Source organism: Rhodoferax sp. GW822-FHT02D07 (assembly GCF_058802405.1).
In genome coordinates, this window is the sequence record NZ_JBXAOD010000003.1 from 365612 (window position 1) to 390266 (window position 24655).

Genomic DNA, 24655 nt, shown 5'->3' on the forward strand with positions numbered 1-24655 from the left:
GCTGGGGAATTTTTCGTGTCTCTCCGGGGGAGTTTTCGGGTCCGGTGTCATTTCGCCACGCGCCCCCATTCCTCTTCATAGGTCGTCACCAACACCTGGTTGGAAAGGCGGTTCACCTCGGTGGGCACGCGGGCCATGTCCTGCGGAAACTCGAACAGCAGGGGCAGGCTGGGCACATTCAGAAAGCGCAAGCCGGCAGGCAGGGCGGTGGGCATGCGCCAAGGGCGGCGGCTGGCCAGCACAAAGCCCCATTCGCCAAAGCTGGGCACATGCGCGTGGTAGGGCGTGGCTGTCAGGCCCACGGACTCGATGGTGGTCACCACGGTCCAAAAACTCTTGCGCGCGATCAGGGGCGAGGTCGTTTGCACCACCGCGTAGCCGCTGGCGGCCAGATGCTGGTCCAGCAAGGCGTAGAAGGCACTGGTGAACAGCTTGCCGACGGCAAAGTTGGTGGGATCGGGGAAGTCCACGATGAGGACATCGAATATCTCGTCCGTACCCTGCAGCCAGGTGAAGGCGTCGGTATTCACCACCTTCACCTTGGGCGATTGCAGCGAGCCACCGTTCAGCGCGACCAACTCCGGCGTCTGGCTGAACAGGGTGGTCATGGCCGGGTCCAGCTCCACCAGCGTGACCTGTTCCACGCCAGGGAACTTGAGGATCTCGCGCACCGCCATGCCATCGCCCCCTCCCAACACGGCCACACGTTTGGGCGCAGCGCCGCTGGCCGAGAACGCCGCCATGGCCGGGTGTACCAGGGCCTCGTGGTAACGGTATTCGTCGCGCTGGGCGAACTGCAGGTTGCCATTGAGGAACAGGCGGTAGCCCACGCGGCCCTCGCCGGGTGCATGGGTGAGCACGATGCGCTGGTAAGGCGTGGTCTGGGCGATGACCACCTTGTCCTGGTAGAGCTTGTCTTCAGCCCAGGTGGTGATGTGGTCGGCCGCCAACATGCCGGCACCCAGCGCGGCCAGCGTGGCCGCACAAGCCCAGGCGTGGGCGGCAAAGCGGCGCAGCTCGTGCCGGAATAGCCACAGGGCCCACACGGCCACAGCCGCATTCATGAGGCCGAATAGCAGCCCGGTGCGCGCCAGCCCCAGCTTGGGCACCAGCACCAGCGGAAACGCCACCGACACGGCGAGTGCGCCCAGGTAGTCAAAGGTCAGCACCTGCGAGACCAGATCCTTGAGCGCTACATTGCGCTTGAGGATGCGCATGACCAGCGGAATCTCCAGCCCCACCAGCGTCCCCACCAGCAGGACCAGGGCGTAAAGCACAAAGCGGAAAGCCCCTGGCAACCAGGCATGCGCTATGAAAAGCGTAGCTGGCAGCGCACCACCGACGAGGGCCACCATCAATTCAATACGCAAGAAGTGAGCGGGCAGCTGGCGCTCGAAGAAGCGCGATAGCCAGGAACCTATGCCCATGGCAAACAGGTAGGCCCCGATGACGGTGCTGAACTGCAGCACCGAGTCGCCCAGCAGGTAGGAGGCCAGCGCACCAGCGGCTAGTTCGTAGACGAGGCCGCAGGCGGCCACCACAAACACCGAGACCAGCAGCGCGACCTCGACCGGGCGCGGTCCGGGATGCTGCGCCCGCGGTTTCAAAACATCCGTCTTCAATGGATGGCAGCTGCCACGATGATGCAGATGCCCAGCGACATGGCGGCCACCACCAGGGCCAGCGCCTTGTTCTGCTTCTCCACAATCTCCAGCCACAGGTTGTAGGGCGTGATCTTGTCAATGATGATGAAACTGATCCAGAAGATCAGCACCCCCACCACGGCATACAGCACCGAGCCCAACACCACATCCGGTTTCAGCCATTCCATGGTCATCTCCTTAAATACGCCTAGCGTTGGAGGCGCGAAACATCAGCCCTTGGGCACCACCAGTTTTTGTCCGACCTGGATTAAGTTGGGATTGGGCAGGTTGTTGCGTGCCTCGATCTCTGTGTATCGCTGGCTGTTCCCTAGCTGCGCTGCTGCAATCTTGGACAGGGTATCACCCACCTTTACCACATAGACGATTTCGTTGCGATCTGCGCCTTTGACCTGCGCCAAATTGGCACTCATGAAGTACTTCTTGATAAGGTCCAAATACTCCGGACTGGCCTTGACTTTGCGAATTGCCACATTCAGGTTTTCCAACAACTGGGCGTCGCTCTTGCGCACGCCAATCTTGTACTTGAGATCGGAGCCAGGGAGCTTGGAAACAGCGAACTGGAGATCGGTACCCCGAATTTCGGCAACCGCAAACGGGTAGTCATAAATGATGCCATCTACCTTGCCACCTTTGATGAAGTGCTGGATCCAGGTGCGCTGGCCATTGATGGAGGCATCGCTGAGTTCCACCAAACGGGCCTTGGGAAACTGTTGGGCCGCATAGGCTTTCACATCCGGGTCACCCTGCAAAATCCCAATGGTTAGACCGTTCACGTCCGAAATGCTCTTGATGGAAGAGGATTTGGGCGTGATCAACGCATAACCGAAGTCATCCACATAGGGGATCGAATACACCACCCCGGGCAAATCTTCATCCGAAAATGTTAGGCCATCAATCGCGATATCGACCGTGGACTTGCCGCGGTTATCGGTCTTCAGCAATGCCTCCGGGACCGCGGGGTAGGTGTCCACCACATGGTCCGTATCCACCGTAATTTGCTTGTGTTTTTGTACAAATTCCGACTGTGCGAACAAGACCTTCAAAAACTCGTAGTTGAAGCCCTGCGGGCGGCCATTCTCCACGTAATAGAACGGTGGCGAAGGAGACTGCACACTGGCACGAACCACGCCTTTGTCAACAATGGCGCTGTACGTATCGCTCGCGGTATTGGCGACGGGTTGGGTCTGAGCTGCAGGCTTGGCAGGCGCTACCGGTACGCTCTCCGCTACCGGTGCGGGGGCAGTGTTGCCCTCCTGCTTGCGCGATTCGTTGAACCTGATAAAGCCGTACATCGCACCGCCCACGGCGGCGGCAATAAGAACAAGGCGGGGAAAAGGTTTTAAAGCCATAGATAGTCTCAGAACACGTTGGATTATTTGTTGCCAGATTGGGATTTGAACCAATCTATGCCTTCAGTCGAAGGGCCTGTTTGAACACCTTGGCGAAGTGTTTGGGTCAGAGTGCTTGGCAATGCATCCGATGCGTTGTTTTCAATCAAGAGGCGCTTGGTGTCACCCAACACCAACGACTCTGCATTCTTTTCCCACTCCGCCAGCATTTGCATCGCATCAGCCTCGTAGATGCCGTTGTTCAGGTCCACCGAACGCATGAAGCTGTCGGACATACGGGCAAAGTCTTCGATCTCGCCAATCTTCATGGCGTAGTCTGCCGCCAGGTATTCATTGGCCATGTCAAACATGGCCCGGGTATCGGGGTCGCCATTGATGATGGCTTGCGCAGATTTGATGGCGGAATACGCGTTGTCCATCATCTCCTTCTTGCGCTCCTTCACCTTGATCTCGCTTTTCATGTCCTTGATGAGGAAACTGGAGACCTCCTGGTATTTGGTCAACACCCGGTACAGCAGTTCCAGCTTGGCCAGCAAATCCTGGTAGGTCAGATTGACTTCATTCATGCGCCCCACTTCGCGGGAGGCCAAGGCCAAATCCATGGTCTTGTTTTGCTTCTTGGCCTCGCTCATGAGGCGCATGGAGCCGTCACGCGATTTGTTGTTGCTGCTGATCTCTTCCTTGCATTGACGGATCATTCCTGACAACTTAGCAATGCGTGTGTTCATGTTGGCGAGCTTGCCCTCCAGCTCTTCCACATAGTTTTTCATGATGCCAATGGGGTCGATCTCCACGAAGATCTGTGTGATCTTGCGCATCAAGCTCATGTACATGTACTTGCCCAGGCGCCAAAAGCGCTTGTCGCTGATCACGAAGCCGAGCACCACTGCGGCCACGCCCAGCAGCGTGGCGTAGATCGTGTTCTCCAGCAAGGTGATGATGTAAGGCAAGGCCTTGTACAGCAGGTATCCGGCACCGGCCACCATGGCCACACCGACTATTTGCCCGGTAACCCCTTCGGGGCGCTCCCAAAAGCTTTTGGGCTTGAAGTTCTGCGGAATGAGATCGTTCATTGTGGGTCTTTCATGCAATCAAAAGTGGTGAGAACCGCATCGCTCAACTTCCTAAGTATTTCAGGACTTTGGCTCGGGCTTCTTGCATCCGGCCCTTTACCAGCCCCAAAGCGTCTTCAAATTGCTGGTTCACCAATGCAATGTCCCGCTTTTTTTGCGCCATTTCTTTCTCGATTTCGCCAATTTTGGCCAACGCATTGGCCGCATCCTGTCGGAGTTGCTCCAGCCGGCGCTCCATCTGCTTCTGCTCTTGCTCCGTGTCGGCAATGATCTTGCGCAAGGTCTCCATCTCCCGCCCACGGGCGTTCACTTGCTGGTCCTGCTGCGTCGAAGCCTGTGCCTGAAAACGCTGGGTTTCTGCGTCCAACGCGGGCAAGTGCTGCATATCGATGGATTGAATGATTTGCTCCAAGCTACGGGTCTTGCCCACGATCCCGAAAGCCGCCTTGTAGCGCGACCCCTCATCCGGAATGTAACTTTCCAGCGGAACGATCGCCTCCATCAATGCCGTATACGCCGTGGTCCGGTCCATCACGACGGCCATCATGCGGTCTGCCATCGGGTTGTTTGCCGCCGGCACTACCGGTTTGCTCAACCCCTCATTAGGTGACGATGCCGGCGCAGGCGCCGCCACGGGCTTGTCGGTGGCCACCTCTGGTTCAAACAACACATTTTTGAGCTTTGCCAACAAGCCGTTGCCGTCATCCTTGGAGTTTTCGTTCTCTGACATGCTGCCCCTCAGTTCGTAAAGTTAAGAAATGTAGAAACGCTTCACTTGTGCCCGCCACCCGACGAGAAGCCGCCGTAGGAGCCGCCCGAAGAGCGGTAGCTGCTGCTGGTGCAGTTCTCCACGTTCGGGTCGCAGTCAGACGAGCAGCGCGACATGGCAAAGAACACCAACACGATCACAACAAACCACCAGAAATTCTGGTTCATGAAGGGGTTGCTGCTGGCGCCAAGGGAGCCTGACAGCGGCCCCACATCGGTACGGGTGAGCAGCTCCTTCTTCTCCTGCAGCTTGAACGCCTGCGCAATGGTGTTGCTGTCAATATCGCTGCCCACGGACCAGGTCAGCTCCTGGGCCGATTGCTCGGCCGAGAGCACGTTCTTGCCGCTGCGGTAGTCGCGATTTTCGGTCTTCTGGTCGCGTTGCACCTGCCAGTAAAACTCGCCCACCACATAGTTGGTGGTGGCCGTGTAGCGTTCCTTGAGCTGGTAGTTGGTGCCCAGATAGGTCGCATTCAATTCATTGCCACTGAGTTTGGGCGATCCCGTCGCAGGCCGCACCACGCTCCAGCCTTCGGAGGAGTCCACCAGAAAGATGAAGCCGCGCTTGGCGTTGTAGAGCAGGTACTCTTCCCAGCCAAAGTGTTCATCGGGGTCTGAAGGCTCGGTGCCCATGCGGTGCTGGAAGCCCACCACCTGCCACTGCGCGCCCTGCAAGGTGCCCGTGGTGCCCAGCGGAATGAGCGGCTGGATCGGTTCATCCTGCACCGCGTGCTTCAGCTCACCGCCAATGCCCTGCGACAGGTCGATGAGGCTGTTGCAGGACTTGCAGCTCATGCTCTTGGTGGTGAGCAGCAGCGCCTCCAGCGTGGCACCACAGTTGGGGCAGCTGAACTGCCGGCCCTTTTCTTCCTTGGCCGATGTGTCCTTGAGGCCTGTGAGCTGCAAGTCGTCCAGCAGCACCGCACGGCCCAGACTCACGCCGGGCGGCTGGGTGCTGTAGTCCACGCTGAGCACTTCGCCCGTGCTCTTGGCATCGGCCGCCTGACTGCGCAGCTCCACCATCGCAAAGCTCTGGCCCAGTTCCGGCAAACGCGGCAACTCGCCTTGCGCGGCAATGAGGGCGACCTGCTGGTTGGAGGCTACGGCGAAAGTCTTGCCGTTGATGGCGGTGGTGCCCCCCACCCGAAAGCGCTCGGCCGGGGGCATGTCGCGCTGCACCGGTTGCGTCGTGGTGAAAACGTAGGCGCCGTTGTCTTCGCTCAGGAAGGCGCTGCTGCCATCGGCCAACAGCGCATGCCATTCGGTCCAGGTGCCCTCGCCATACTTGTATTGCAGACGGCCCAGCAGCGTGAAAGACTGGCCCTTCCAGCTGCCGCTGGCGCCCAGCTGCAGCAGGCTGTGATCGTCGAACAGCTCGGCCATCTTGCCGATGCGCGAGAGCACCTCGCCATTGCGCACCACCATGCTCAGGCAGTAGCCGCAGATGGCATGCGTGCTCTGCGCACTGAGGAAGTTGACAGGCGCACCGCAGCCCGGGCACGGGGCCTGGTAGGCGCGTTGGGTCGCGTTAGCCAAGGAAGGTGGGACGGTAGAGGGTTATGCGAAGGTAAAGGAGGAGCCCGAAGGGCGGGGGACACGCAGCAGAACCCTCTGCCGCTCCGCCCGCCCCGTCGACGACTACACCAGCTTCTTCAACAGTTCCGCCTTCTTGGCATCGAACTCTTCCTGCGTCAGGATGCCCTTGGACTTGAGTTCGCCCAGCTTCTCCAGCGTGGCCATCACGTCCTCAGGCTTCACGCCTGCGGCAGCGGCCACTGCCGCCGGCGCGGCCTGACCCTGCAGGCCGCTGGCGAGGTTTTGCGCCAACACCTGGCCCAGCGCCACGCCCGCGCCCAGGCCCATTGCATCGCCCGCCACACCGCCGCCGGAGCCCGCGCCCTCGGCAAACTTGGGGATGGCCTGTGCAGTCTGGTACTGCATGAATTTGCCCATGTCGTTGCCGACCATGCCCATGCCGATTTTCTGGTCCAGGATCTTTTGCAGCTCTTCGGGCAGCGAGACGTTCTGCACCGTCATGCCTTCCAGCTTCAAGCCAATCTTCTCGAACTCGGGCGCGAGCTGGCGCGTTAGCGCCTGCGCAAAACTCAGCTGGTTGGCCGCCAGGTCCAGAAAGGCGATGCCGCTGCTGGCCACCGCGTTGCTGATGTTCTGCAGCACCAGGCCGCGCAGTTGGCCGTCGATATCAGCCGTGGTGTAACTCTCGCGGGTGCCCGAGATCTCGGTGTGGAAGAGCTTGGGGTCGGCAATGCGGAAGTTGTAGTTGCCGAAGGCGCGCAGGCGCACCGCGCCAAAGTCCGCGTCGCGGATGGTGATGGGCTGGGGCGTGCCCCACTTCTGGTCGATCTGCTGGCGCGTGCTGAAGAAGTACACATCGCTCTTGAAAGGGGACTCAAACAGCTTGTCCCAGTTCTTCAGGTAGGTCAGCACCGGCAGGGTCTGCGTGGTGAGCTTGTGGGTGCCGGGGCCAAACACGTCGGCCACCTTGCCTTCGTTGACGAACACCGCCAGCTGCGACTCGCGCACGATCAGCGTGCCGCCGTTCTGGATTTCCATGCCCGCCATGGGGAAGCGCCAGGCCAGCGTGCTGTCGTCCTCTTCAGTCCATTGAATGACGTCAATAAACTGTTTCTTGATGAAGTCCATCAGTCCCATGGTGCGCTCCTGTGCGTGAAGGTGGTGAAGATGATAGCGGTCTGCTGTGGCAGACCCAAGCCCGGGAATCAGGCGTAGTGGATGGTGAGTAGGCCGATGACCACCTGGCCCGCGCCAATGAGCTGGGCCATGAAGCCGGTGTACTCGGACTCGGGACCGCTGTCGTCGTCGTCACGCGACCACCAGCGAAAGCGCGCTTCGCGCTTGATGAAGGTGTGGATGCCGATCGCGACGATGATCAGCCCGACCACGACCTGGATACGTTGTTCGCCCATGCGCCCTCCCTGCGGGTGTACGGTGCCCGGGATGCGTCATCCATCCGCCGGGCCCACCTTGTTTTGTATGGGGCGGGTTGTACCACAGCCGGCGCGGCCTGGGCTATGCTCGGCGCCCATGTCTTTCCCCTCCCCCGCCATCGTACTGGCCGCCGGCCGCGGCGAGCGCATGCGCCCGCTGACCGACACCTGCCCCAAACCCCTGCTGGAAGTGCAGGGCAAGCCGCTGCTGCAGTACCACCTGGAGGCGCTGGCCCACGGCGGCTTTGCCCAGGCCGTGGTGAACACTGCCTGGTTGGGCGAGCAGATCGAAACCCGGTTTGGGACAGCTTTAGACCTTCAGCCCTCGTCGAATGTGCGCGAGCAGCTATCAAAAGCAGAGCAAATTGCCCTGTACTACTCGCACGAAGGGCGCGACTTTGGCGGTGCGCTGGAGACGGCGGGCGGCATTGCGCGTGCGCTGCCACAGCTCGCACCCGTGTTCTGGTCCATGGCGGGCGACGTCTACGCCCCCGACTTTGTGTTCACCCAGGCCGCAGTGGACCGCTTTGCCGCCACCGGCAAGCTGGCCCACCTGTGGCTGGTGCCCAACCCGGCGCACCACCCCCGAGGCGACTTCGGGCTGGAGCAGGTGGACGCCCAGGGCGTGGGCCTGTGCACCGACCCGCCGGCCGACAGAACGGCGCCGCGTTACACCTACAGCACCTTTGCGCTGTTCCGCCATGCGCTATTTGCGCCGCCCTGGTGTGACATCCCCCTTGGCAACCCGCTGGGCGTGAAAGCCCCGCTGGCGCCCCTGCTGCGCAAGGCCATGGCCCAAGGGCAGATCAGCGCCGAGCTGTACACCGGACGCTGGACCGACGTGGGCACACCCCAGCGGCTGGCCGAACTCAACGCCTGATTGCCCGGCACCCTGCGGCACTAATTGCCCACGTGCATGGTGAACAAGGCGCCGTTGGACAGGCGGCAGGTTCCGGTGCCCAGGGTGGGGCTGTTCATCTTGTAGGTGCATTGCAGGTAGCTGCCGCGGTTGCCCGCACCGTTGGCAATGCCATCACGTGCGGAGCTGCTGCTGCGCGTGGCTTCTCCGGAAAAGCTCTCCCCGTCGATGGAGGTATTAAAGGTGCCGCGTCCGTTCAGGTCATTGGTCACGATGGCGCTCACCATACCGTAGCCCCGGGCCAGGTCATTGGCCGGATACAGCCGTGCCGCAAAGGTCAGTGGCGCCGGCGGGGCGGCCACGGCCGGCACGGTGACGGGCGCATAGCCCGGCGCCTGGTTCAGCGGCACCACATAGCAGCCGGTCAGGACCACCGCACTGCCCAGCACAACCAAAGACACCACGCTGCGCGACACGGCAGCCCGAAGGGAAGAAACTCGCATAACACTCCAGATGGCACAGGCACATGCCTGTGGGCGCAGTGTCGAAGGGCCTGGTGCCCCGATACGGCCCATTCCTGCACAAGTGCGGCCCCCGCCACCACCGGTATCGGCAAGCGGTACTTTGCCCCCAGGTCTGCGGTGGCAAGCCCGGGCCGGATGACAAGGCGGCGGACGGGGCTTTACACTGGCGCCCCATGACCCAAGCCCTTACCGCCAACTACGCCGCGCGCCGCGCGGCGCTGGCAACCCGTATTGGCAAGCACGGTGTAGCCGTGCTGCCCACGGCCCCCGAACAGCAGCGCAACCGCGATTCCGACTTCCTGTTCCGCTTTGACAGCTACTTCCATTACCTGAGCGGTTTTGCCGAGCCCAAGGCCTGGCTGGTCATCACCGGCGATGGAAAGACCACGCTGTTTTGCCAACCCAAGGATCTGGAACGTGAAATCTGGGATGGCTTCCGCCTGGGGCCCGAGGCTGCACCCGCCGCACTGGGCGTGGACGCCGCCTATTCAGTGGACGAGCTGGACCAGCGCATGCCCGCCCTGCTGGACGGGGCCGATGCCGTCTGGTACCCCTTTGCCACCCACAAGGGGCTGGAAACCCGCGTGGACGGCTGGCTCAGCGGCCTGCGCGCCCGCGTGCGCTACGGCACGCTGACACCCGAGCAAACATGCGACCTCTGCGGCCCGCTGGACGAGATGCGCCTGATCAAGGACGCTTACGAACAGGACACCATGCGCCGCGCCGCGCAGATCAGCGCGCAGGCCCATATTCGCGCCATGCAGCGCTCGGCCCGCATGCTGCGCGCCGGCCAGGACGTGCGGGAGTACCACCTGGACGCCGAGCTGCTGCACGAGTTCCGCCAACAGGGCTCGCAGTACCCGGCCTATGGTTCCATCGTCGCCGCCGGCGCCAATGCCTGTGTGCTGCACTACCGCGCCGATGCTGGCCAGGTGCGCAATGGCGAGCTGGTGCTGATTGACGCGGGCTGCGAGCTGGATGGCTACGCCAGCGATATCACGCGCACCTTCCCGGCCAACGGCAAGTTCAGCGGCCCGCAGCGCGCGCTCTATGACCTGGTTCTGGCCTCGCAGATTGCGGCGGTGGACGCCACCAAGGCAGGCGCCCGCTTTACCGACCCGCACGACGCCACCGTCAAGGTGCTGGCGCAGGGCATGCTGGACTTGGGCTTGCTGGATAAAAACAAAGTTGGCAGCCTGGACGATGTGATCGAGAGCCGTGCCTACTTCCAGTTTTACATGCACCGCACCGGCCACTGGCTGGGCATGGATGTGCACGACTGCGGCAGCTACACCGAGCCTAGCGAGCTGGGCCAGGGCAGCGTGCGCAAAGACGCGCTGACCGGTGCAGAGATCATCAACCGCCCCGCGCGCGTGCTGCGCAGCGGCATGGTGCTGACGATTGAACCCGGTATCTATGTGCGCCCCGCGCCCGGCGTGCCCGAGCAGTTCCACGACATTGGCATCCGCATTGAGGATGACGCTATCGTCACCGACACGGGCTGCGAGCTGATCAGCCGCGGTGTGCCGGTGGACCCCGACGCCATTGAAGCGCTGATGCGCGACTGAGATGGCCGCCAGCCCCGCACGCCCTTCCGGCAAGGTTACGGAGCGCCCGCAGCGCGGAGCGCTCTCGTTGCGCTTGGAGCGCGACCCCTTGACGGTCTCGCTGCGGCGCAATGCGGTCAAGGCATTTGTGATCGCCAAGAACCAGCACGTGGTGATTGGCGTGGTGCGCTGGGGGCAGGAATACGGCTTGCTCGCCATATCGCCCACGGGTGAGTACCTGCGCATCAATGGCTCCTATGAAGAACTGCTGGATGCGCAGGAGGTGCGGGCCGCCATCGTCAAGGTGTTCATGAGCGGCGAGTTGCCGCCCGGCCGCTCCCGCGGTGACGGCCCTCCGGTCTGGGGCGCGGAGTTTCTGGACGGCAGCCTGCGCCAAGCGCCGCGCTAAAAACCGCTCAGTCTTCTTGCTGCTCGCCCTCGGCTGCGGCGCGCTGCACCGCCTCCCAGTGGCGCTTGGGCAGGTGGCCTTGCAGGCGCTCCAGTACCGTGTCCACCACCTCCGCATTCACCTCGTGGCCCACAAAGGGCAGCACGTCGGCCGTCACATCCGCCCCCAGGCTGATGAGGTGTTCGGCGCCGCTGACGGTGTAGCCGTAGTGGATGATCGCATCGCTCTTGCCATGCACCATGTGGATGGTGGTGTGCGCATGCGGCGCACGCGGCAGTTGCGCATAGCGGCCCGAGAGCGCCACCACGCGACCTGCCAGAAACGTCTCGCCCTGGCTCGCTTCCAGCGCCATGATGGCACCTTGCGAAAAGCCAATCAGCGCGGTGGCCTCTGGCGCCACGCCACTGCGCGCCTGCCAGTCCTGCACGCATTGCACGAACTGGGGCATCACGGCAGCGATACGTTCGGGACGGCTTTCCTCGGTGATGCCTTGCACCGAGAACCATTGGTAGCCCTGACCGAAGTCGGACGGAAATGGAGACTGCAGGGCGACGATGAGCGCGTTGGGAAATACGGCGGCCAGGCGCTGGCCCAGTGGTACCAAGCCTTGGGGCGTGGCACCCACGCCGTGGTGCAACAGGAAGAGCTGTTGGGCCGGGCCTGCGGGTTGTTGAACAACGATATCAGCCATGATGTGCCTCCTTGCTGTGCCCATGGCCACGCAGGGTGATGCGGGCCATGACAAACGCCACGATAGCCGAACCGGCAATGCCCGCAATCATCGGGCGAGCCGTGCCGTCGGCAAACGCACCGCTCAGGGCCATGACGACGGCACCAGTCACGAATTGCAGGGTACCCATCAGGGCCGAAGCCGTACCGGCAATCTCGCCGTGCTCTTCCAGCGCCAGCACCGCCGTGGTCGGGACCACCAGACCCAGAAAGCCGTAGCCAATGAACAGCATGACGATCATCACCTCCAGACTTTCCACGCCGGCCAGGTTAATGGCCAGCAGCAGCGTCATCATGATGGCGTAGCCCACCACGGCAAACTTGACGAGCCGCACCAGACCAAAGCGCGCACTGAGCTTGCCGGTGAACTGCGAGATGCCGATGAAGGACGCAGCGTTGGCTGCAAACGCCAGGCTGTACTGGCGCGGGCTCAGGCCATAGTGGTCAATCAGCACAAAGGACGAATTGGCCAGATAGGCGAAGAAGCTGGAGATGCCGAAAGCGCCGATGAAGACCAGACCCAGGAAGTGGCGGTCACGCAGCAGCACACCATAGGCTGCCAGGGCGCTCCCCACGCTGCTGTTGACGCGTTCCTCGGGAGGGCGCGTCTCGGGCAGGCTGGTCGCCAGCAGGATCAGGCCCAGCACGGCCGCCACCATGACGGCCCAGAACACGCTGCGCCAACCGATGGTTTCAATCAGCACGCTACCGGCCAGCGGCGCCAGGATGGGCGAGACGCTGAACACCAGCATCAGCAGTGACATAAGCCGCGCGGCGTCGTGTCCAGTGTGCAGGTCACGCACCACGGCGCGCGGCACCACCATGCCGGCGCAGGCGCCCAGGCCCTGGATGAAGCGCAGCACCACCAGGGTGTGGATATCGGGGGCTAGCGCACAGCCCACGCTGGCCACGGCGAACAGCACCAGGCCGAAGTACAGCGGTGCCTTGCGGCCCACCATGTCGGAGACCGGGCCGTAAATGATCTGGCCGATGCCCAGCGCGATAAAGAAGGCCATGAGGCTGGCCTGCACCGCGCCCATGGACGCACCCAGGCTTTGCCCGATGGAGGGCAGGGCGGGCAGGTACATGTCGATGGCAAACGGGCCGATGGCCGACAGGAGGCCGAGCACCAGAGCGGTGCCAAAGAAGGAGGATTTCATGGGGCTGGAGAATACCCGTGCCCCCCTGACCTATGCTGACCAGGGGGTACTGGCCTGCGCTTGGGCTCTAATACGCGATTCCCCTGCTGATCACCATTCCATGACCGTCCCCCAGAATTCCACCCCTCTTGTCATCATCGGCGCCGGCCTGGCCGGCTGGACCACCGCGCGCGAGTTCCGCAAACTCGCCCCCGAGGCCCCGATTACCCTGGTCACGGCCGATGGCGGCGATTTCTATGCCAAGCCCTCGCTCTCCAACGCCTATGGCCAGAAACGCAGCCCGGCCCAGCTGGTGAGCACGCCGGCGGCCCAGATGGCGCAGACGCTGCAGGTCACGCTGCTGGCGCATCAAACGGTGCAGGCGTTGGACTCGGCAGCACAAACCCTCACAGTGAATGGACAGACGCTGGCTTATGGCCAGCTGGTGCTTGCCACTGGCGCCCAACCGACACGCCTGCCCCTGGAGGGCAACGGCGCTGACGCGGTCTGGTCCATCAACTCACTGGACGACTTCACGGCATTCCACTCTGCACTGGGCGTTCAGCCCGGCGAGTCGGCGACTGATAAAACCGTGCTCATCCTCGGAGCAGGCCTGATTGGTTGCGAATTTGCCAATGACCTGCTGCAGGCCGGCGTGCGCGTGCATGTCGTGGACCCGGCCGCGCGCCCGCTGTCGCTTCTGGTGCCGGCCGGTGCAGGCGAACAGCTGCGCGAGGCACTGCAGGCCCAGGGGGTGCAGTGGCACCTGGGTACCACGGTAGGCCGGGTCGACAAGCGTGCAGAGGGCGGCTTCACCGCCGAGCTGGCCGATGGCAGCACGGTACAGGCCGACCAAGTGCTGAGCGCCGTGGGTCTGCGTCCCGACATCGCGCTGGCACAGAAGGCCGGCCTGCAGTGCGAGCGCGGGATCGTGGTCAACGATCTGCTGCAAACCTCGGCGCCCCATGTCTATGCGCTGGGCGATTGCGCGCAGTACGCCTCGGCGGGCCAGCGGACCCTGCCCTATGTGATGCCCATCATGAACGCAGCCCGCGCCTTGGCCGCCACACTGACCGGCACGCCCACGCCGCTGGTGTTTCCGCTCATGCCAGTGAGCGTGAAGACGCCGGCCCTGCCCATGGTGGTGGCAGCGCCCCATCCGGCTCAGGCCGGTGCGTGGCAACTGGGTGAAGGCGAGGGCCTGTGGCAGTTCCTGGGCAGCGATGGTCTGCAGCGCGGCTTTGTACTCACAGGCAAGGGTGCAGCCCGCCGCATGGAACAAAGCAAGCTCACGCAAGCCTGAATAACCCCATTCTTTATTCGCATAATGTTGACCGCCTACGGAACCTGCGTCTAGAGAGCCAGGTCTACAATCCAGAGCCGATCAACGCGCCGGGGGGCCTGCCACCGTGCAGGCCCTTTCTGCCGCAGAGGACTTTTCATGACCCAGCCATCCGCTCCCCTCACGCCGCATCCCCCTGTCTCGAACTCCGCAGAGAAAAAAGTCCAGTTGCGCCAGGCTGCGCTGGAGTATCACGAGTTCCCCACACCCGGCAAGATCGCCGTCACGCCGACCAAGCAGCTGAGCAACCAGCACGATCTGGCCCTGGCCTACTCGCCTGGCGTGGCTGCACCCTGTGAAGAGATCGTCAAGGACCCCAACAACGCCTACAAGTACACCAGCCGCGGCAACCTCGTGGCCGTGATCTCCAACGGCACTGCTGTGCTGGGCCTGGGCGACATCGGCCCGCTGGCCTCCAAGCCGGTCATGGAAGGCAAGGGCGTGCTGTTCAAGAAGTTCGCCGGCATTGACGTGTTCGACATCGAGATCGACGAGAAGCACGACCTGGACAAGCTGGTCGACATCATTGCAGCGCTGGAGCCCACCTTCGGCGGCATCAACCTCGAAGACATCAAGGCGCCCGACTGCTTCTACGTCGAACGCAAGCTGCGCGAACGCATGAAGATCCCGGTCTTCCACGATGACCAGCACGGGACTGCGATCGTGGTGGCCGCCGGCCTGCTCAACGGCCTCAAGGTGGTTGGCAAGGACATCAAACAGGTCAAGCTGGTCACCTCCGGCGCAGGCGCTGCAGCGCTGGCCTGCCTGAATCTGCTCGTCAAACTGGGCTTGCCACGCGAAAACATCTTCGTCACCGACCTGGCCGGCGTGGTCTATGAAGGCCGCACCGAGCTTATGGACGAGGACAAGATCCAGTTCGCTCAGAAGACCAGTGCGCGCAGCCTGCGCGATGTGATCGCTGGTGCAGACATCTTCCTGGGCCTCTCGGCTGGCGGCGTACTCAAGGCCGACATGGTGCAGACCATGGGCGCCAAGCCGTTGATTTTCGCGCTGGCCAACCCCACGCCCGAAATCCTGCCCGAGGAAGTCAAGGCGGTGCGTGATGACGCCATCATGGCGACTGGCCGTACCGACTACCCCAACCAGGTCAACAACGTCCTATGCTTCCCCTACATCTTCCGTGGCGCGCTGGATGCGGGTGCATCCACCATCACCGATGAAATGGAGATCGCTGCAGTCCACGCCATCGCCGAGCTGGCCCAGGCCGAGCAAAGTGAAGTGGTGGCGGCCGCCTACTTGGGCGAACAACTGGCATTCGGCCCCGAATACCTGATTCCCAAGCCATTCGACCCGCGCCTGATGATGAAAATCGCGCCGGCCGTGGCCCAGGCTGCAGCCGACTGCGGCGTGGCACTGCGCCCGATTCAGGACATGGACGCCTACCGCGAGAAGCTGCAAAGCTTTGTCTACGCCTCCGGCACCACCATGAAGCCCATCTTCACGGCCGCCAAAAAGGCGCTGCGCAAGCGCGTGGCCTATGCCGAGGGCGAAGACGAGCGCGTGCTGCGTGCCGCCCAGATCGTGGTCGACGAACGCCTGGCCCTGCCCACGCTGATCGGCCGCCCGGCTGTGATTGCCGAGCGCGTCGAAAAATTCGGCCTGCGCCTGCGCGAAGGCGTGGACTACAACGTGGTGAACGTCGAACAGGACCACCGCTACCGCGACTTCTGGCAGACCTACCACCGCATGACCGAGCGCAAGGGCGTGACCGTGCCGGTGGCCAAGATCGAAATGCGCCGCCGGCTTACCCTGATCGGCGCCATGCTGCTGCAAAAAGGCGATGTGGACGGCCTGATCTGCGGCACCTGGGGCACTACCGCCATGCACCTGCACTACATCGACCAGGTCATCGGCAAGCGCCCCGGCGGCAGCCCCAGCACCCCGCAGGATGTGCAGATCTACGCCTGCATGAACGGCCTGATGCTGCCAGGACGCCAGGTCTTCCTGGTCGACACCCACGTCAATTACGACCCCACGGCCGAAGAGCTCTGCGAAATCACCGTCATGGCGGCCGAGGAAATGCTGCGTTTTGGCCTCAAACCCCGCGCCGCCCTGCTCAGTCACTCCAACTTCGGCAGCAGTAACGAGCCCAGTGCCATCAAGATGCGCCGCACCCTAGAGCTGCTGCAGCAGCAGGCGCCCTGGCTGGAGGTGGATGGCGAGATGCATGGCGATGTGGCCCTGGACAGCGCGGCACGCAAGACCCTGATGCCCAACAGCACCCTGCACGGCGACGCCAATCTGCTGGTGTTGCCCAATATCGACGCAGCGAATATTGCCTACAACCTGCTCAAAACCGCAGCGGGTGGCAACATCGCCATCGGGCCGGTTCTGCTCGGTGCCGCCAAGCCCGTGCATGTGCTGACGGCCAGCACCACGGTGCGCCGCATCGTGAATATGACTGCCTTGACTGTGGCCGACGCAAACGCCACGCGCTAAGCATTCTTTTCATAGTTAGTACCCACTCTAGTCACTAAAGACCCTGCTGGCCTTGCTCATTTCTTGAGCAAGGCCTTGCTTTTTTGGGCCGAATACGCGACACTACGCGCTTGCTTTTTCGGGTTTACCCGCAGTAGTCATTCAAGGATTCAGGGTGCGCAAGGGTGTTATCAAGTTAGTACTCACTGGCTTGTTTTTGGCTACGGCACTTGTCGCCGGCCCTCTCTCTGCCAAGAACACACGACCCCAGCAAGCCCTTGCCGATGTCACACTGGGGAGTCTGCCGACCCAAGCCCAAACCACTTACGCGTTGGTCAGGCAAGGCGGCCCTTTCCCTTACGCCAAAGATGGCGTGGTGTTCGGCAACCGGGAGCGCCTGCTGCCCCTGAACACCCGTGGCTACTACCGCGAGTACACCGTCAAAACCCCGGGATCCCAGGATCGCGGCGCACGCCGGATTGTGTGCGGTGGCCCAGCCACGGTGCCGGATGCCTGTTACTACACGGCCGATCACTATGCGAGCTTTCGCAAGATCGTGCCCTGAAATGAATTTTGTACTTTGAGAAAGAGAATCGGGGATGGATACGCCACTTCGAACGGTCAGAACCAACATCGTGCAATCGATCCGCGCCTTCCGGGTGTCGGATCTGCAAGAGGCTGCGCGGGGCCTGGGTCACCACTTCCTGTACGCCAACCTGGCCAATGCCCAGACCAAACAGGACGTGCTGGACATGATTGGCCAGCAGTTCATGCTGCCGACCACCGTCAGCAAGAACTTTGATGCGCTCTACGACTGCATGACCGACCCGGTGCACAAGTCGGGCCCGCAGCCTGGTTTCATCGCCGTGCTGGAGCACATTCCTGCCAACGTCAAGTTTGACAAGGAAGCACGCGAGCAACTGCTCGACATCTTCCGTGACACTGCCGACTACTGGGGAGACCGGAAGATACCGTTCAGGTGCTTCTATTCTTTTCTGTAGCCCGTTCTGCACAAAACAGCCAAGCAGAACGGGCGAACGAGGCAAGTAGCGAAATCGCTGTCTCCACCGAAGTGGAGAACATCGAGTTGGCTGAAGAGACCGGCGAGAAGATGCCCACCGACAAGTTGCTGGACGTCTCTCCCCTGGCCTTGCGCATGAGCAGTCCCTTCAACGCGGGGTACTGGCTGGCCGCCGCATAAGCGGCGCCGGCACTCTGCCATCTATCAGAGCCTGCCTTTCGGCAGGCTTTTTTTATGGGCGAGGCGCTACCATTGGTGCCAAACAAAACCAAACTCGTTGGCATGGGCATTCTGGCTGGTCTTCTTCCCAAGGCGCTCAGGCGCCGCATCGTGCGCGCCCTCTCGGACGGAGAGGACAAGTTTGCGCGCGTCTTCAACACCAGTGCTGACTGGATCGTCATCACACGGCTTCGCGACAGCGTCGTGGTGGAAGCCAACACCGGCTTCGAGACCATCAGCGGTTACCGGCGCGACGAAGCCTTGGGACAGCGCATGCTCGACCTGCAGGTCTGGGCCCAACCTGCACAGCGCGACCTGCTCATGGCCGAGATGCTGCGCACCGGCGCGGTACGCGATCACCTGGTGACATTGCGCCGACGTGACGGGGCATTGCGCGAGTGCATGGTTAATTGCGCGCTCATTGCACTGGATGGCGAGGAGCAATCACATGCCGTCTGGATTGCGCGCGACGTGACCGAGCACAACACGGCGCACGAGCAGTTCCGCGCGGCATTCCAGCTCACGCCGGACTTCATGTCCATCTCGCGCGTGAGCGACGGTTATTACATCGAGGTGAACGCCGCATTCGAGCACATCACCGGCATCCCGCGTGCGCAAGCCCTGGGCAAGACATCCACCGAGCTGCACATCTGGGCCGAGCCGGAGAAACGCCCCGACCTGATCCGCTTGCTGGAGCAGGATGGGGCAGTCTACGACTTCCCCATGGCACTGCAGGCCAGGGGCCAGGTCCGCGAGGCCTTGCTCAACGCGGTCGTCTTCGAGACGCGGGGGGAGCGCTACATCATTGCACTGCTGCGCGATGTGACAGAAGCACGCCGGGCAGCGCGCGCACTGCAGGAAAGCGAGGCCCGCTTTGTGCGGCTGTTCGACGAATCGCCCCTGCCCATGTGCTACACCAGCAACGAGAACCAGTTCCAGACCACGCAATGGAATCTGGCCTGGTTTCATGCCTTTGGCTTTGATCCGGTGGAAGACCAGGGCAAATCTGGCCTCACGCTGAATGTCTGGGTAGACCCCGCCCAACGCGCTGAGCTATTGCGCCAAACTGCCGAAGGGCTGGCTTTCAGCGATGTGGAAGTTCAGATGCGCCGGCGCGACGGCGAGTTGCGCTGGATCTCGCTGTCCACCCGCCTGTTCGATGAAATGAACCGCACCATGTTGCTGTTCACCTACTACGACATCACCGAGCGCAAATTGGCGCAGGAAGGTGTTCAGGAGCTCAATGTCCGGCTGGAGGCACGTGTGGCCCAGCGCACGGCAGAACTGCAGGGCGCCAATGGCGAGCTCTCCCAAGCGCTGGACACCTTGCAGATCGCGCAGAACCAGCTGGTGCAAAGCGAAAAGCTGGCGGCTCTGGGCGCACTGGTGGCCGGCGTGGCGCATGAGCTCAACACGCCAATCGGCAACGGACTGACTGTGGCCAGCACACTTGAACACCGCATCGAGGGCTTCCAGTCCCTGCTGCGCGGGGGATTGCGTAAATCAGACCTGCAGGGCTTTGTCGACGACATGCAGCTGGCTTCCGAAATCCTGGTGCGCAACCTGGGCCGGGCAGCCGCACTGGTGGCCAGCTTCAAGCAGGTAGCGGTGGACCAGACCAGCTCGCAGCGGCGCAAATTCGACCTTGCCGCGGCGGTTGGCGAAATCCTGGTCACGCTCAACCCCGCACTGCGCAAAACCAATTGCGCGGTGAGCACGCACATCGCACCCGACCTGGAACTCGACAGCTACCCCGGCCCGCTGGGGCAGGTGCTGACCAATCTGATCAACAACGCCGTGTTCCATGGCTTTGAGCCGGGTGAGGAAGGCAAGATCGAGGTGCATGCCTGGGCGCAGGACAGCAAGCAGGTGGTGATCGAAGTCCGCGACAGCGGCCGCGGCATTGCGCCCGACAACCTGCACCGCGTGTTCGAGCCCTTTTTTACCACGCGTCTGGGCCAGGGCGGCTCCGGGCTGGGGCTGCACATCGTGCATAACTTGGTACAAAGTGTGCTGGGCGGACGCATCGATGTTCAGAGTCGGCCCGGGGCTGGCGCGACTTTCAGCATCACGCTGCCGCTGCACGCGCCAGAGCGCCTGGAGGGCGCGCTGCCAATCAGCGAGGGCTGAGCTGGCTGGCCAGCGCCAGATAGTCGGCGACGGGCACTTCCTGGGCACGGCGCTGCACATCAAAGTCGCCGGCAAACTTGCGCTCTTCGAGCCAGCGGCCCAGCGTGTGGCGCAGCAGTTTGCGGCGCTGGCTGAAGGCCACCTGCACCAGCTCGGCGAACAGGGGTTGGTCGATCTGCGGCGGCTGGGCCAGCGGCACCATGCGTACGACAGCACTGTCCACGCGCGGTGGCGGGTCAAAGCTTTCGGGCGGCACAAACAGCACGTCTTCCATCGCGTAGCGCCACTGCAGCATCACACTCAGGCGGCTGAAGTCCGAGGTGTCCGGGGCGGCCACCATGCGGTCAATCACTTCCTTCTGCAGCATGAAGTGCTGGTCGGCAATGCTGTCTACATGGTCGAGCAGGTGGAACAGGATGGGCGTGGAAATGTTGTAGGGCAAATTGCCAACCACGCGCAACTTGGGACGGCTGACAGGTGTCTCGGTTGCTATTGTTTTGCTAGCTGCTTGCACAGTATCGATGCGGCTGAAGTCCACATTCAATACGTCGGACTCAATCACGGTCAGCTGCCCATGGCTGCGCAGGCGCTTGGCCAGATCGCGGTCCAGTTCGATGACCGTGAGATGACCTAAACGCTCCACCAGCGGCTGCGTCAGCGCTGCCAGACCTGGACCGATTTCGACCATGGGATCGCCCGGTTTGGGGTCGATGGCACGCACGATGGCATCGATGATGCCGCCGTCGGACAGAAAGTGCTGCCCGAAACGTTTGCGCGCGATGTGGGGGGCGCTCATTGCGGCACTTCACGCATTTCAACGTAGGCCCGGCCGCGCACGTCCTGGGCCCAGTTGCGGTAGGCCTCGTCGTAGCGGCTGCGGCGCAGCTGGTTGCGTATCGACTCCCGCACCTGCTGCGGGCTGAGCTCCACACGGCGGTGCTCCAGCAACTGGATCAGGTGCACACCAAAGCGGGACACCACGGGTGGGCTGATCTCACCTTCCTTGAGCGCATTCATGGCCTCTTCAAACTCGGGCACGAACATGCCCGGGTTGGCCCAGCCCAGGTCACCCCCCTGCTCGGCCGAAGTGTCTTGCGAGAGGCTGCGCGCCACGCTGGCGAAATCGGCCTTGCCGCTGACGATGCGCTGACGCGCCTCGGCCAGCTTGGCAATAGCCTGGGCCTGCGGAAGCTGCGGGCTTGCCCGCAGCAGGATGTGGCGGGCATGGCTTTGCTGGACGGTCTGCACCAGGCGCGTGGGGGCGCGCTTCTCCACCACCTTGAGGATGTGGAAACCTGCGCCGGAACGCACGATGTCCGACACATCACCGGCCTTCAGGGCCTTGGTAGCCTCCACGAAAAGCAGCGGGTAGCGGTCGGCACGGCGCAGGCCCAGCTGGCCGCCGTTGTTACGGTCGGCGGCGGAGTATTCCTTGACCAGGCGTTCGAAGTCTTCACCGGCACGCACGCGATCGAGCAGCTTTTGCGCCTGCACATACAGGCCAGCTGCCTGCTCGGCCGTCGCCTTCTCGGGCACCGCCACCAGAATTTGCGCCAAGTTGATGTCGAAGGTCAGCGGATCGGTGTTGGCGGCCTGCTGGGCCTGGATGGCGCGGTCCACATCCACATCGGAAATGCGGATGCTGGACTCCACATCGCGCTCGTGCAGGCGGTTGAGCATGAGCTGGTCACGCAGGCCGTCGCGGAAGGTGCTCACGCTGATGCCATCCTGCGCGAGCCGCTGGCGCAGGCCGGCCACGTCCACCTCGTTCTGCGCAGCCACTGATTGTTCGGCACGGTCAATGGCGGCCGCATCGATGCGGATACCGGTCTCGCGGGCCAGTTGCAGCTGGGCACGGTCACCAATCATGCGTTCCAGCACCAGGCGGCGCAGTTCGGTAGCACCAGGCGAAGGCTGGCCTTGCTGGACCATCTGCTGCGCGACGCGCTTGGTCTCGCGCTCCAGCTCCTGGTAGGTGATGGGCTCGGAGTTGACCAGCGCCACGATATAGTCCAGCGGCTGGCTGGTCTGCGCCTGCAGCGGGGGCAGGGCCAGACCATACACACAGACAAGGGCGGCAGCCCACAGGCGTAATTTCATGATTCTCAATCGTAGTTGCTGAAGCGGCTGTTGGCGCCGCTGGTCTCGCGCAGGTTCTGATAGCGCGAGATATTGGATTTCAGTGTCTGCAGCGGGCTCACGCCCAGCCGGGTGAAGCCGACGAACTCGAGTTCGAACTTGATGCTCTGGGTGGCCGACGAGGTGCTGGTCTGCACCCGGCCCACCACGACCCGCGCCAGCCAGCAGCCCGCATCGTACTCGACCCCCACAATGGTGTCGACCAGGCGCTTTTCGTCCATGCTGTAGTTCATGCGACCCACGGCGTAGTAGCGGCCCTCGCCCTGGCCGCGTCCGGCGCCCAGGTCTTGGCCACGGTCGCCCCAGAGGTCGTTGAGCGGCCACTGCCAACTCACATCGATCTGTTCGCTCACGTCACGCTGGAAGCGGTAGGCGGCATTGAGCACGCGGTAGCTGCTGGGGCTGTAGCGCGCGCCGATGGTGGAGCGCACCGACTTGTCCGTGCGGGCGTTGTACTGCACGGTGGAATCCAGCATCCAGCGCTCATTGAGGTTGACACCCGCGCCCAGGAGCACATCGCTGAAACCGGCGAGCGCCGGCGCCGTACTGGGCGTCAGGGTCACGCGCTGGTCTTCAAAGCGGTAGCGCTGCGCGATGCCGAAGCGCGCCAGCTGGGCGCCGCTGTCGGCGTCCAGGAACCGGGTAGTCAGGCCCAGCGTCAGCAGATTGTTGTCGGCAATCTTGTCGTGGCCGACATAGGTGTTCTCGGTGAAGATGGTGGCGAAGTTGAAGTCGTTCGCGCCGGTGTCGTAATTGGGCAGCAGGCTCTGGTTGCGGTAGGGCGTGCGCACATAAAAGGCGCGCGGCTCCAGCGTCTGTACCATGGACCGGCCCCAGTAGCTGGTGTCGCGCTCGAACACCAGGCCGGCGTCCAGGCTGAAGGTGGGCACGGTGCTGTCGGCCGAGCGGTCACCGTTGGAGAGCATGGCGTCGAACTGGTAAGCCGTCGTGTGCAGCTGCAGCTTGGGCACCAGAAAGCCCGCCGAGCCCAGCCAGGGGTAGCTGACCTGGGCCAGGCCGTAGACGCGCTGGGCATTGGGCTGCAGCGTCAGCGTGCGGTCCGCCTCGAACTGGGTGAAGTCACCCTCCAGCGACCAGTCAAAGCCATGGTCATTGGTCTGGGCATAGCGCGCCACGAGCTGGGGCACACGGTCATACGGCGGCACGATGGGCGCCGTAGCGTCCTGCAGCGTCTGCCACTTGAGCACACTGGCACTGACCGAGTAAGGCCCTTGCGACCAGCTCACCTGGGCATTGCTGGGCAACAGGCGCTGGGTCAATGAACCGCTGGCACGCGTGAAATCGCGCCAGTAGTTGTCATCACTCACGCGGTTGATGTTGAGCAGGTAGCTCACATCGCCTACGGTCTGCGGATCGGTGTCGAACTTGCCGGTGTGGTTCAGCGAGGCGCCCCAGCGGTCGGCGCTGCGCAGCTTGTCGCTGGGCATGTAATTGGCACGCAACACGCCGTAGTAATTGGGCTCCAAGTAGCGGAACTCTCCGCCCAGGTCCACGCCGCGCGCGGTCATCAGCGTGGGCGTGATGGTGGCGTCGCGGTTGGGCGCAATGTTCCAGTAATAGGGCACGCTGAGCTCGGTGCCGTTCACGTTGTCCAGCCCGATGGTGGGCGGCAGCATGCCGGACTTGCGCTTGTCGCTCAGCGGGAAACTGATGGCCGGCACGGGCAGGATAGGCACGTCCTTGAAGCTCAGGTAGCCGCCATGGGCAATGCCCACGTCTTCGCCGCTATCGAACTCGATGTTGGCCGCCCGCAGTACCCAGTCGGGCATCCAGCCCGGGCCGGGCTGGCGGCGGCAGGTGGTGTAGGTCGCGTCCTTCACGACCGTCTTCTGCGCATCGATGAAATCAGCGCGGCTGGCCTCCCCGTGGGCATCGCCCTGCAGGAACTGGTAGCGTGGCTCGATGAAGAAGCCCTCGAACTTCTCCACCTGCAGCTCCAGCAGCGGCCCCTCGAACACATTGCCGCCGCGGTTGATGCGGACATTGCCGCTGGCCTTGGCGCGGTCGGTGGAGGCGTCGTACTCCAGCCGGTCAGCCTTGATCACGGTGCCAGGCTTGCGCATCTCGGCATTGCCCTCGACCACGGTTTCCAGATCCGGGCGGCCCGTGATGCGCGCTCCCAGCAGGAACATGGGCGCATCGGTGCGCTGGGCGGGCGACAGCGATTCGTCCAGCTTGCTGCTGGGGCGCAGGGCGGCGGGCTCGGCTGGCAGCGTCTCGGGCTCGACCTGGGTCTGGGCCTGCGCGGCCATCTGCGCGCACGCCAAGGCCACCAGGGCGACCAGGCGGGTCAAGGGAGGCGGGCAGGAAAGCG

General features: G+C 63.0%; 23 protein-coding genes. 9 read left to right on the top strand and 14 right to left on the bottom strand.

Annotation, left to right across the window (positions count from 1 at the left end):
• Nucleotides 1-47 precede the first annotated feature (47 nt).
• From AC1RNN_RS09895 to AC1RNN_RS09930, 8 genes are all read right to left on the bottom strand, one after another.
• Nucleotides 48-1607 carry a polyamine aminopropyltransferase gene (locus tag AC1RNN_RS09895; protein ID WP_493088610.1) on the bottom strand — a complete coding sequence of 520 codons (1560 nt, stop codon included), beginning with the start codon at nt 1605-1607 and terminating at the stop codon, nt 48-50.
• Nucleotides 1608-1618: 11 nt separating this feature from the next.
• Nucleotides 1619-1837: a DUF350 domain-containing protein gene (locus AC1RNN_RS09900; RefSeq protein WP_493088612.1), complete on the bottom strand. Its 219-nt coding sequence runs from the start codon at nt 1835-1837 to the stop codon at nt 1619-1621.
• Nucleotides 1838-1873: 36 nt separating this feature from the next.
• A complete protein-coding gene (locus AC1RNN_RS09905; RefSeq protein WP_493088613.1) occupies nt 1874-3013 on the bottom strand; it encodes a transporter substrate-binding and LysM peptidoglycan-binding domain-containing protein in 1140 nt (379 codons plus the stop codon).
• Nucleotides 3014-3036: 23 nt separating this feature from the next.
• Entirely contained in the window at nt 3037-4086 is a 1050-nt protein-coding gene (locus tag AC1RNN_RS09910; protein ID WP_493088615.1) for a hypothetical protein, read from the bottom strand.
• Between the two features lie 43 nt (nt 4087-4129).
• Nucleotides 4130-4816, bottom strand: coding sequence for a hypothetical protein (locus AC1RNN_RS09915; RefSeq protein ID WP_493088617.1), 687 nt, complete (start codon nt 4814-4816; stop codon nt 4130-4132).
• 41 nt (nt 4817-4857) lie between these two features.
• Nucleotides 4858-6390, bottom strand: a complete 1533-nt coding sequence (locus AC1RNN_RS09920) for a DUF4178 domain-containing protein (protein ID WP_493088618.1) — start codon at nt 6388-6390, stop codon at nt 4858-4860.
• A gap of 102 nt (nt 6391-6492) precedes the next feature.
• On the bottom strand, nt 6493-7527 hold the full coding sequence (locus AC1RNN_RS09925; RefSeq protein WP_493088619.1) for an SPFH domain-containing protein: 1035 nt from the start codon (nt 7525-7527) through the stop codon (nt 6493-6495).
• A gap of 68 nt (nt 7528-7595) precedes the next feature.
• Nucleotides 7596-7802: a hypothetical protein gene (locus AC1RNN_RS09930; protein ID WP_493088621.1), complete on the bottom strand. Its 207-nt coding sequence runs from the start codon at nt 7800-7802 to the stop codon at nt 7596-7598.
• A 118-nt stretch (nt 7803-7920) separates the two neighbouring features.
• On the opposite strand from AC1RNN_RS09930, the gene AC1RNN_RS09935 reads away from it, so the two are divergent.
• The gene (locus AC1RNN_RS09935; protein WP_493088623.1) at nt 7921-8703 is read left to right on the top strand and encodes a nucleotidyltransferase family protein; all 783 of its coding nucleotides are present in this window, start codon (nt 7921-7923) and stop codon (nt 8701-8703) included.
• 20 nt (nt 8704-8723) lie between these two features.
• On the opposite strand, the gene AC1RNN_RS09940 is transcribed toward AC1RNN_RS09935, so the two are convergent.
• Entirely contained in the window at nt 8724-9185 is a 462-nt protein-coding gene (locus AC1RNN_RS09940; RefSeq protein ID WP_493088624.1) for a hypothetical protein, read from the bottom strand.
• 194 nt (nt 9186-9379) lie between these two features.
• On the opposite strand from AC1RNN_RS09940, the gene AC1RNN_RS09945 reads away from it, so the two are divergent.
• Complete coding sequence (locus tag AC1RNN_RS09945; RefSeq protein WP_493088626.1) at nt 9380-10774, top strand: aminopeptidase P N-terminal domain-containing protein; 1395 nt, start codon at nt 9380-9382, stop codon at nt 10772-10774.
• Between the two features lies 1 nt (nt 10775).
• The gene (locus AC1RNN_RS09950; RefSeq protein WP_493088629.1) at nt 10776-11162 is read left to right on the top strand and encodes a hypothetical protein; all 387 of its coding nucleotides are present in this window, start codon (nt 10776-10778) and stop codon (nt 11160-11162) included.
• Between the two features lie 7 nt (nt 11163-11169).
• On the opposite strand, the gene ypfH is transcribed toward AC1RNN_RS09950, so the two are convergent.
• Together ypfH and AC1RNN_RS09960 are read right to left on the bottom strand one after the other, a co-directional pair.
• Nucleotides 11170-11853 (bottom strand): esterase, encoded by a 684-nt coding sequence (gene ypfH / locus AC1RNN_RS09955; RefSeq protein ID WP_493088631.1) that lies wholly within the window; start codon nt 11851-11853, stop codon nt 11170-11172.
• Nucleotides 11846-13051, bottom strand: coding sequence for a multidrug effflux MFS transporter (locus tag AC1RNN_RS09960; RefSeq protein WP_493088633.1), 1206 nt, complete (start codon nt 13049-13051; stop codon nt 11846-11848). Before AC1RNN_RS09960 ends, ypfH begins: the two co-directional genes overlap by 8 nt.
• Nucleotides 13052-13151: 100 nt before the next feature.
• Here AC1RNN_RS09960 and AC1RNN_RS09965 point away from each other — a divergent pair, with 100 nt between their 5' ends.
• The 6 genes from AC1RNN_RS09965 (at nt 13152) to AC1RNN_RS09990 (ending at nt 20181) form a co-directional block, all read left to right on the top strand.
• The gene (locus AC1RNN_RS09965; RefSeq protein WP_493088635.1) at nt 13152-14333 is read left to right on the top strand and encodes an NAD(P)/FAD-dependent oxidoreductase; all 1182 of its coding nucleotides are present in this window, start codon (nt 13152-13154) and stop codon (nt 14331-14333) included.
• A 138-nt stretch (nt 14334-14471) separates the two neighbouring features.
• Nucleotides 14472-16832: an NADP-dependent malic enzyme gene (locus tag AC1RNN_RS09970; protein ID WP_493088636.1), complete on the top strand. Its 2361-nt coding sequence runs from the start codon at nt 14472-14474 to the stop codon at nt 16830-16832.
• Between the two features lie 196 nt (nt 16833-17028).
• Nucleotides 17029-17376: a guanyl-specific ribonuclease gene (locus tag AC1RNN_RS09975; RefSeq protein ID WP_493088637.1), complete on the top strand. Its 348-nt coding sequence runs from the start codon at nt 17029-17031 to the stop codon at nt 17374-17376.
• Between the two features lie 34 nt (nt 17377-17410).
• Complete coding sequence (locus tag AC1RNN_RS09980) at nt 17411-17812, top strand: barstar family protein (RefSeq protein WP_493088638.1); 402 nt, start codon at nt 17411-17413, stop codon at nt 17810-17812.
• Between the two features lie 71 nt (nt 17813-17883).
• The gene (locus AC1RNN_RS09985; RefSeq protein WP_493137390.1) at nt 17884-18012 is read left to right on the top strand and encodes a hypothetical protein; all 129 of its coding nucleotides are present in this window, start codon (nt 17884-17886) and stop codon (nt 18010-18012) included.
• A gap of 75 nt (nt 18013-18087) precedes the next feature.
• The gene (locus AC1RNN_RS09990) at nt 18088-20181 is read left to right on the top strand and encodes a PAS domain-containing sensor histidine kinase (protein WP_493088641.1); all 2094 of its coding nucleotides are present in this window, start codon (nt 18088-18090) and stop codon (nt 20179-20181) included.
• On the opposite strand, the gene rsmA is transcribed toward AC1RNN_RS09990, so the two are convergent.
• From rsmA to AC1RNN_RS10005, 3 genes are read right to left on the bottom strand one after another with little or no spacing between them, the layout of a single operon-like run.
• Nucleotides 20168-20977, bottom strand: coding sequence for a 16S rRNA (adenine(1518)-N(6)/adenine(1519)-N(6))-dimethyltransferase RsmA (rsmA, locus tag AC1RNN_RS09995; RefSeq protein ID WP_493088643.1), 810 nt, complete (start codon nt 20975-20977; stop codon nt 20168-20170). The two genes, AC1RNN_RS09990 and rsmA, sit on opposite strands and share 14 nt — an antisense overlap.
• On the bottom strand, nt 20974-22281 hold the full coding sequence (locus tag AC1RNN_RS10000) for a peptidylprolyl isomerase (protein WP_493088645.1): 1308 nt from the start codon (nt 22279-22281) through the stop codon (nt 20974-20976). The genes rsmA and AC1RNN_RS10000 overlap by 4 nt, the downstream gene beginning before the upstream one ends.
• A gap of 5 nt (nt 22282-22286) precedes the next feature.
• Complete coding sequence (locus AC1RNN_RS10005; RefSeq protein ID WP_493088646.1) at nt 22287-24635, bottom strand: LPS-assembly protein LptD; 2349 nt, start codon at nt 24633-24635, stop codon at nt 22287-22289.
• Between the last annotated feature and the right edge of the window lie 20 nt (nt 24636-24655).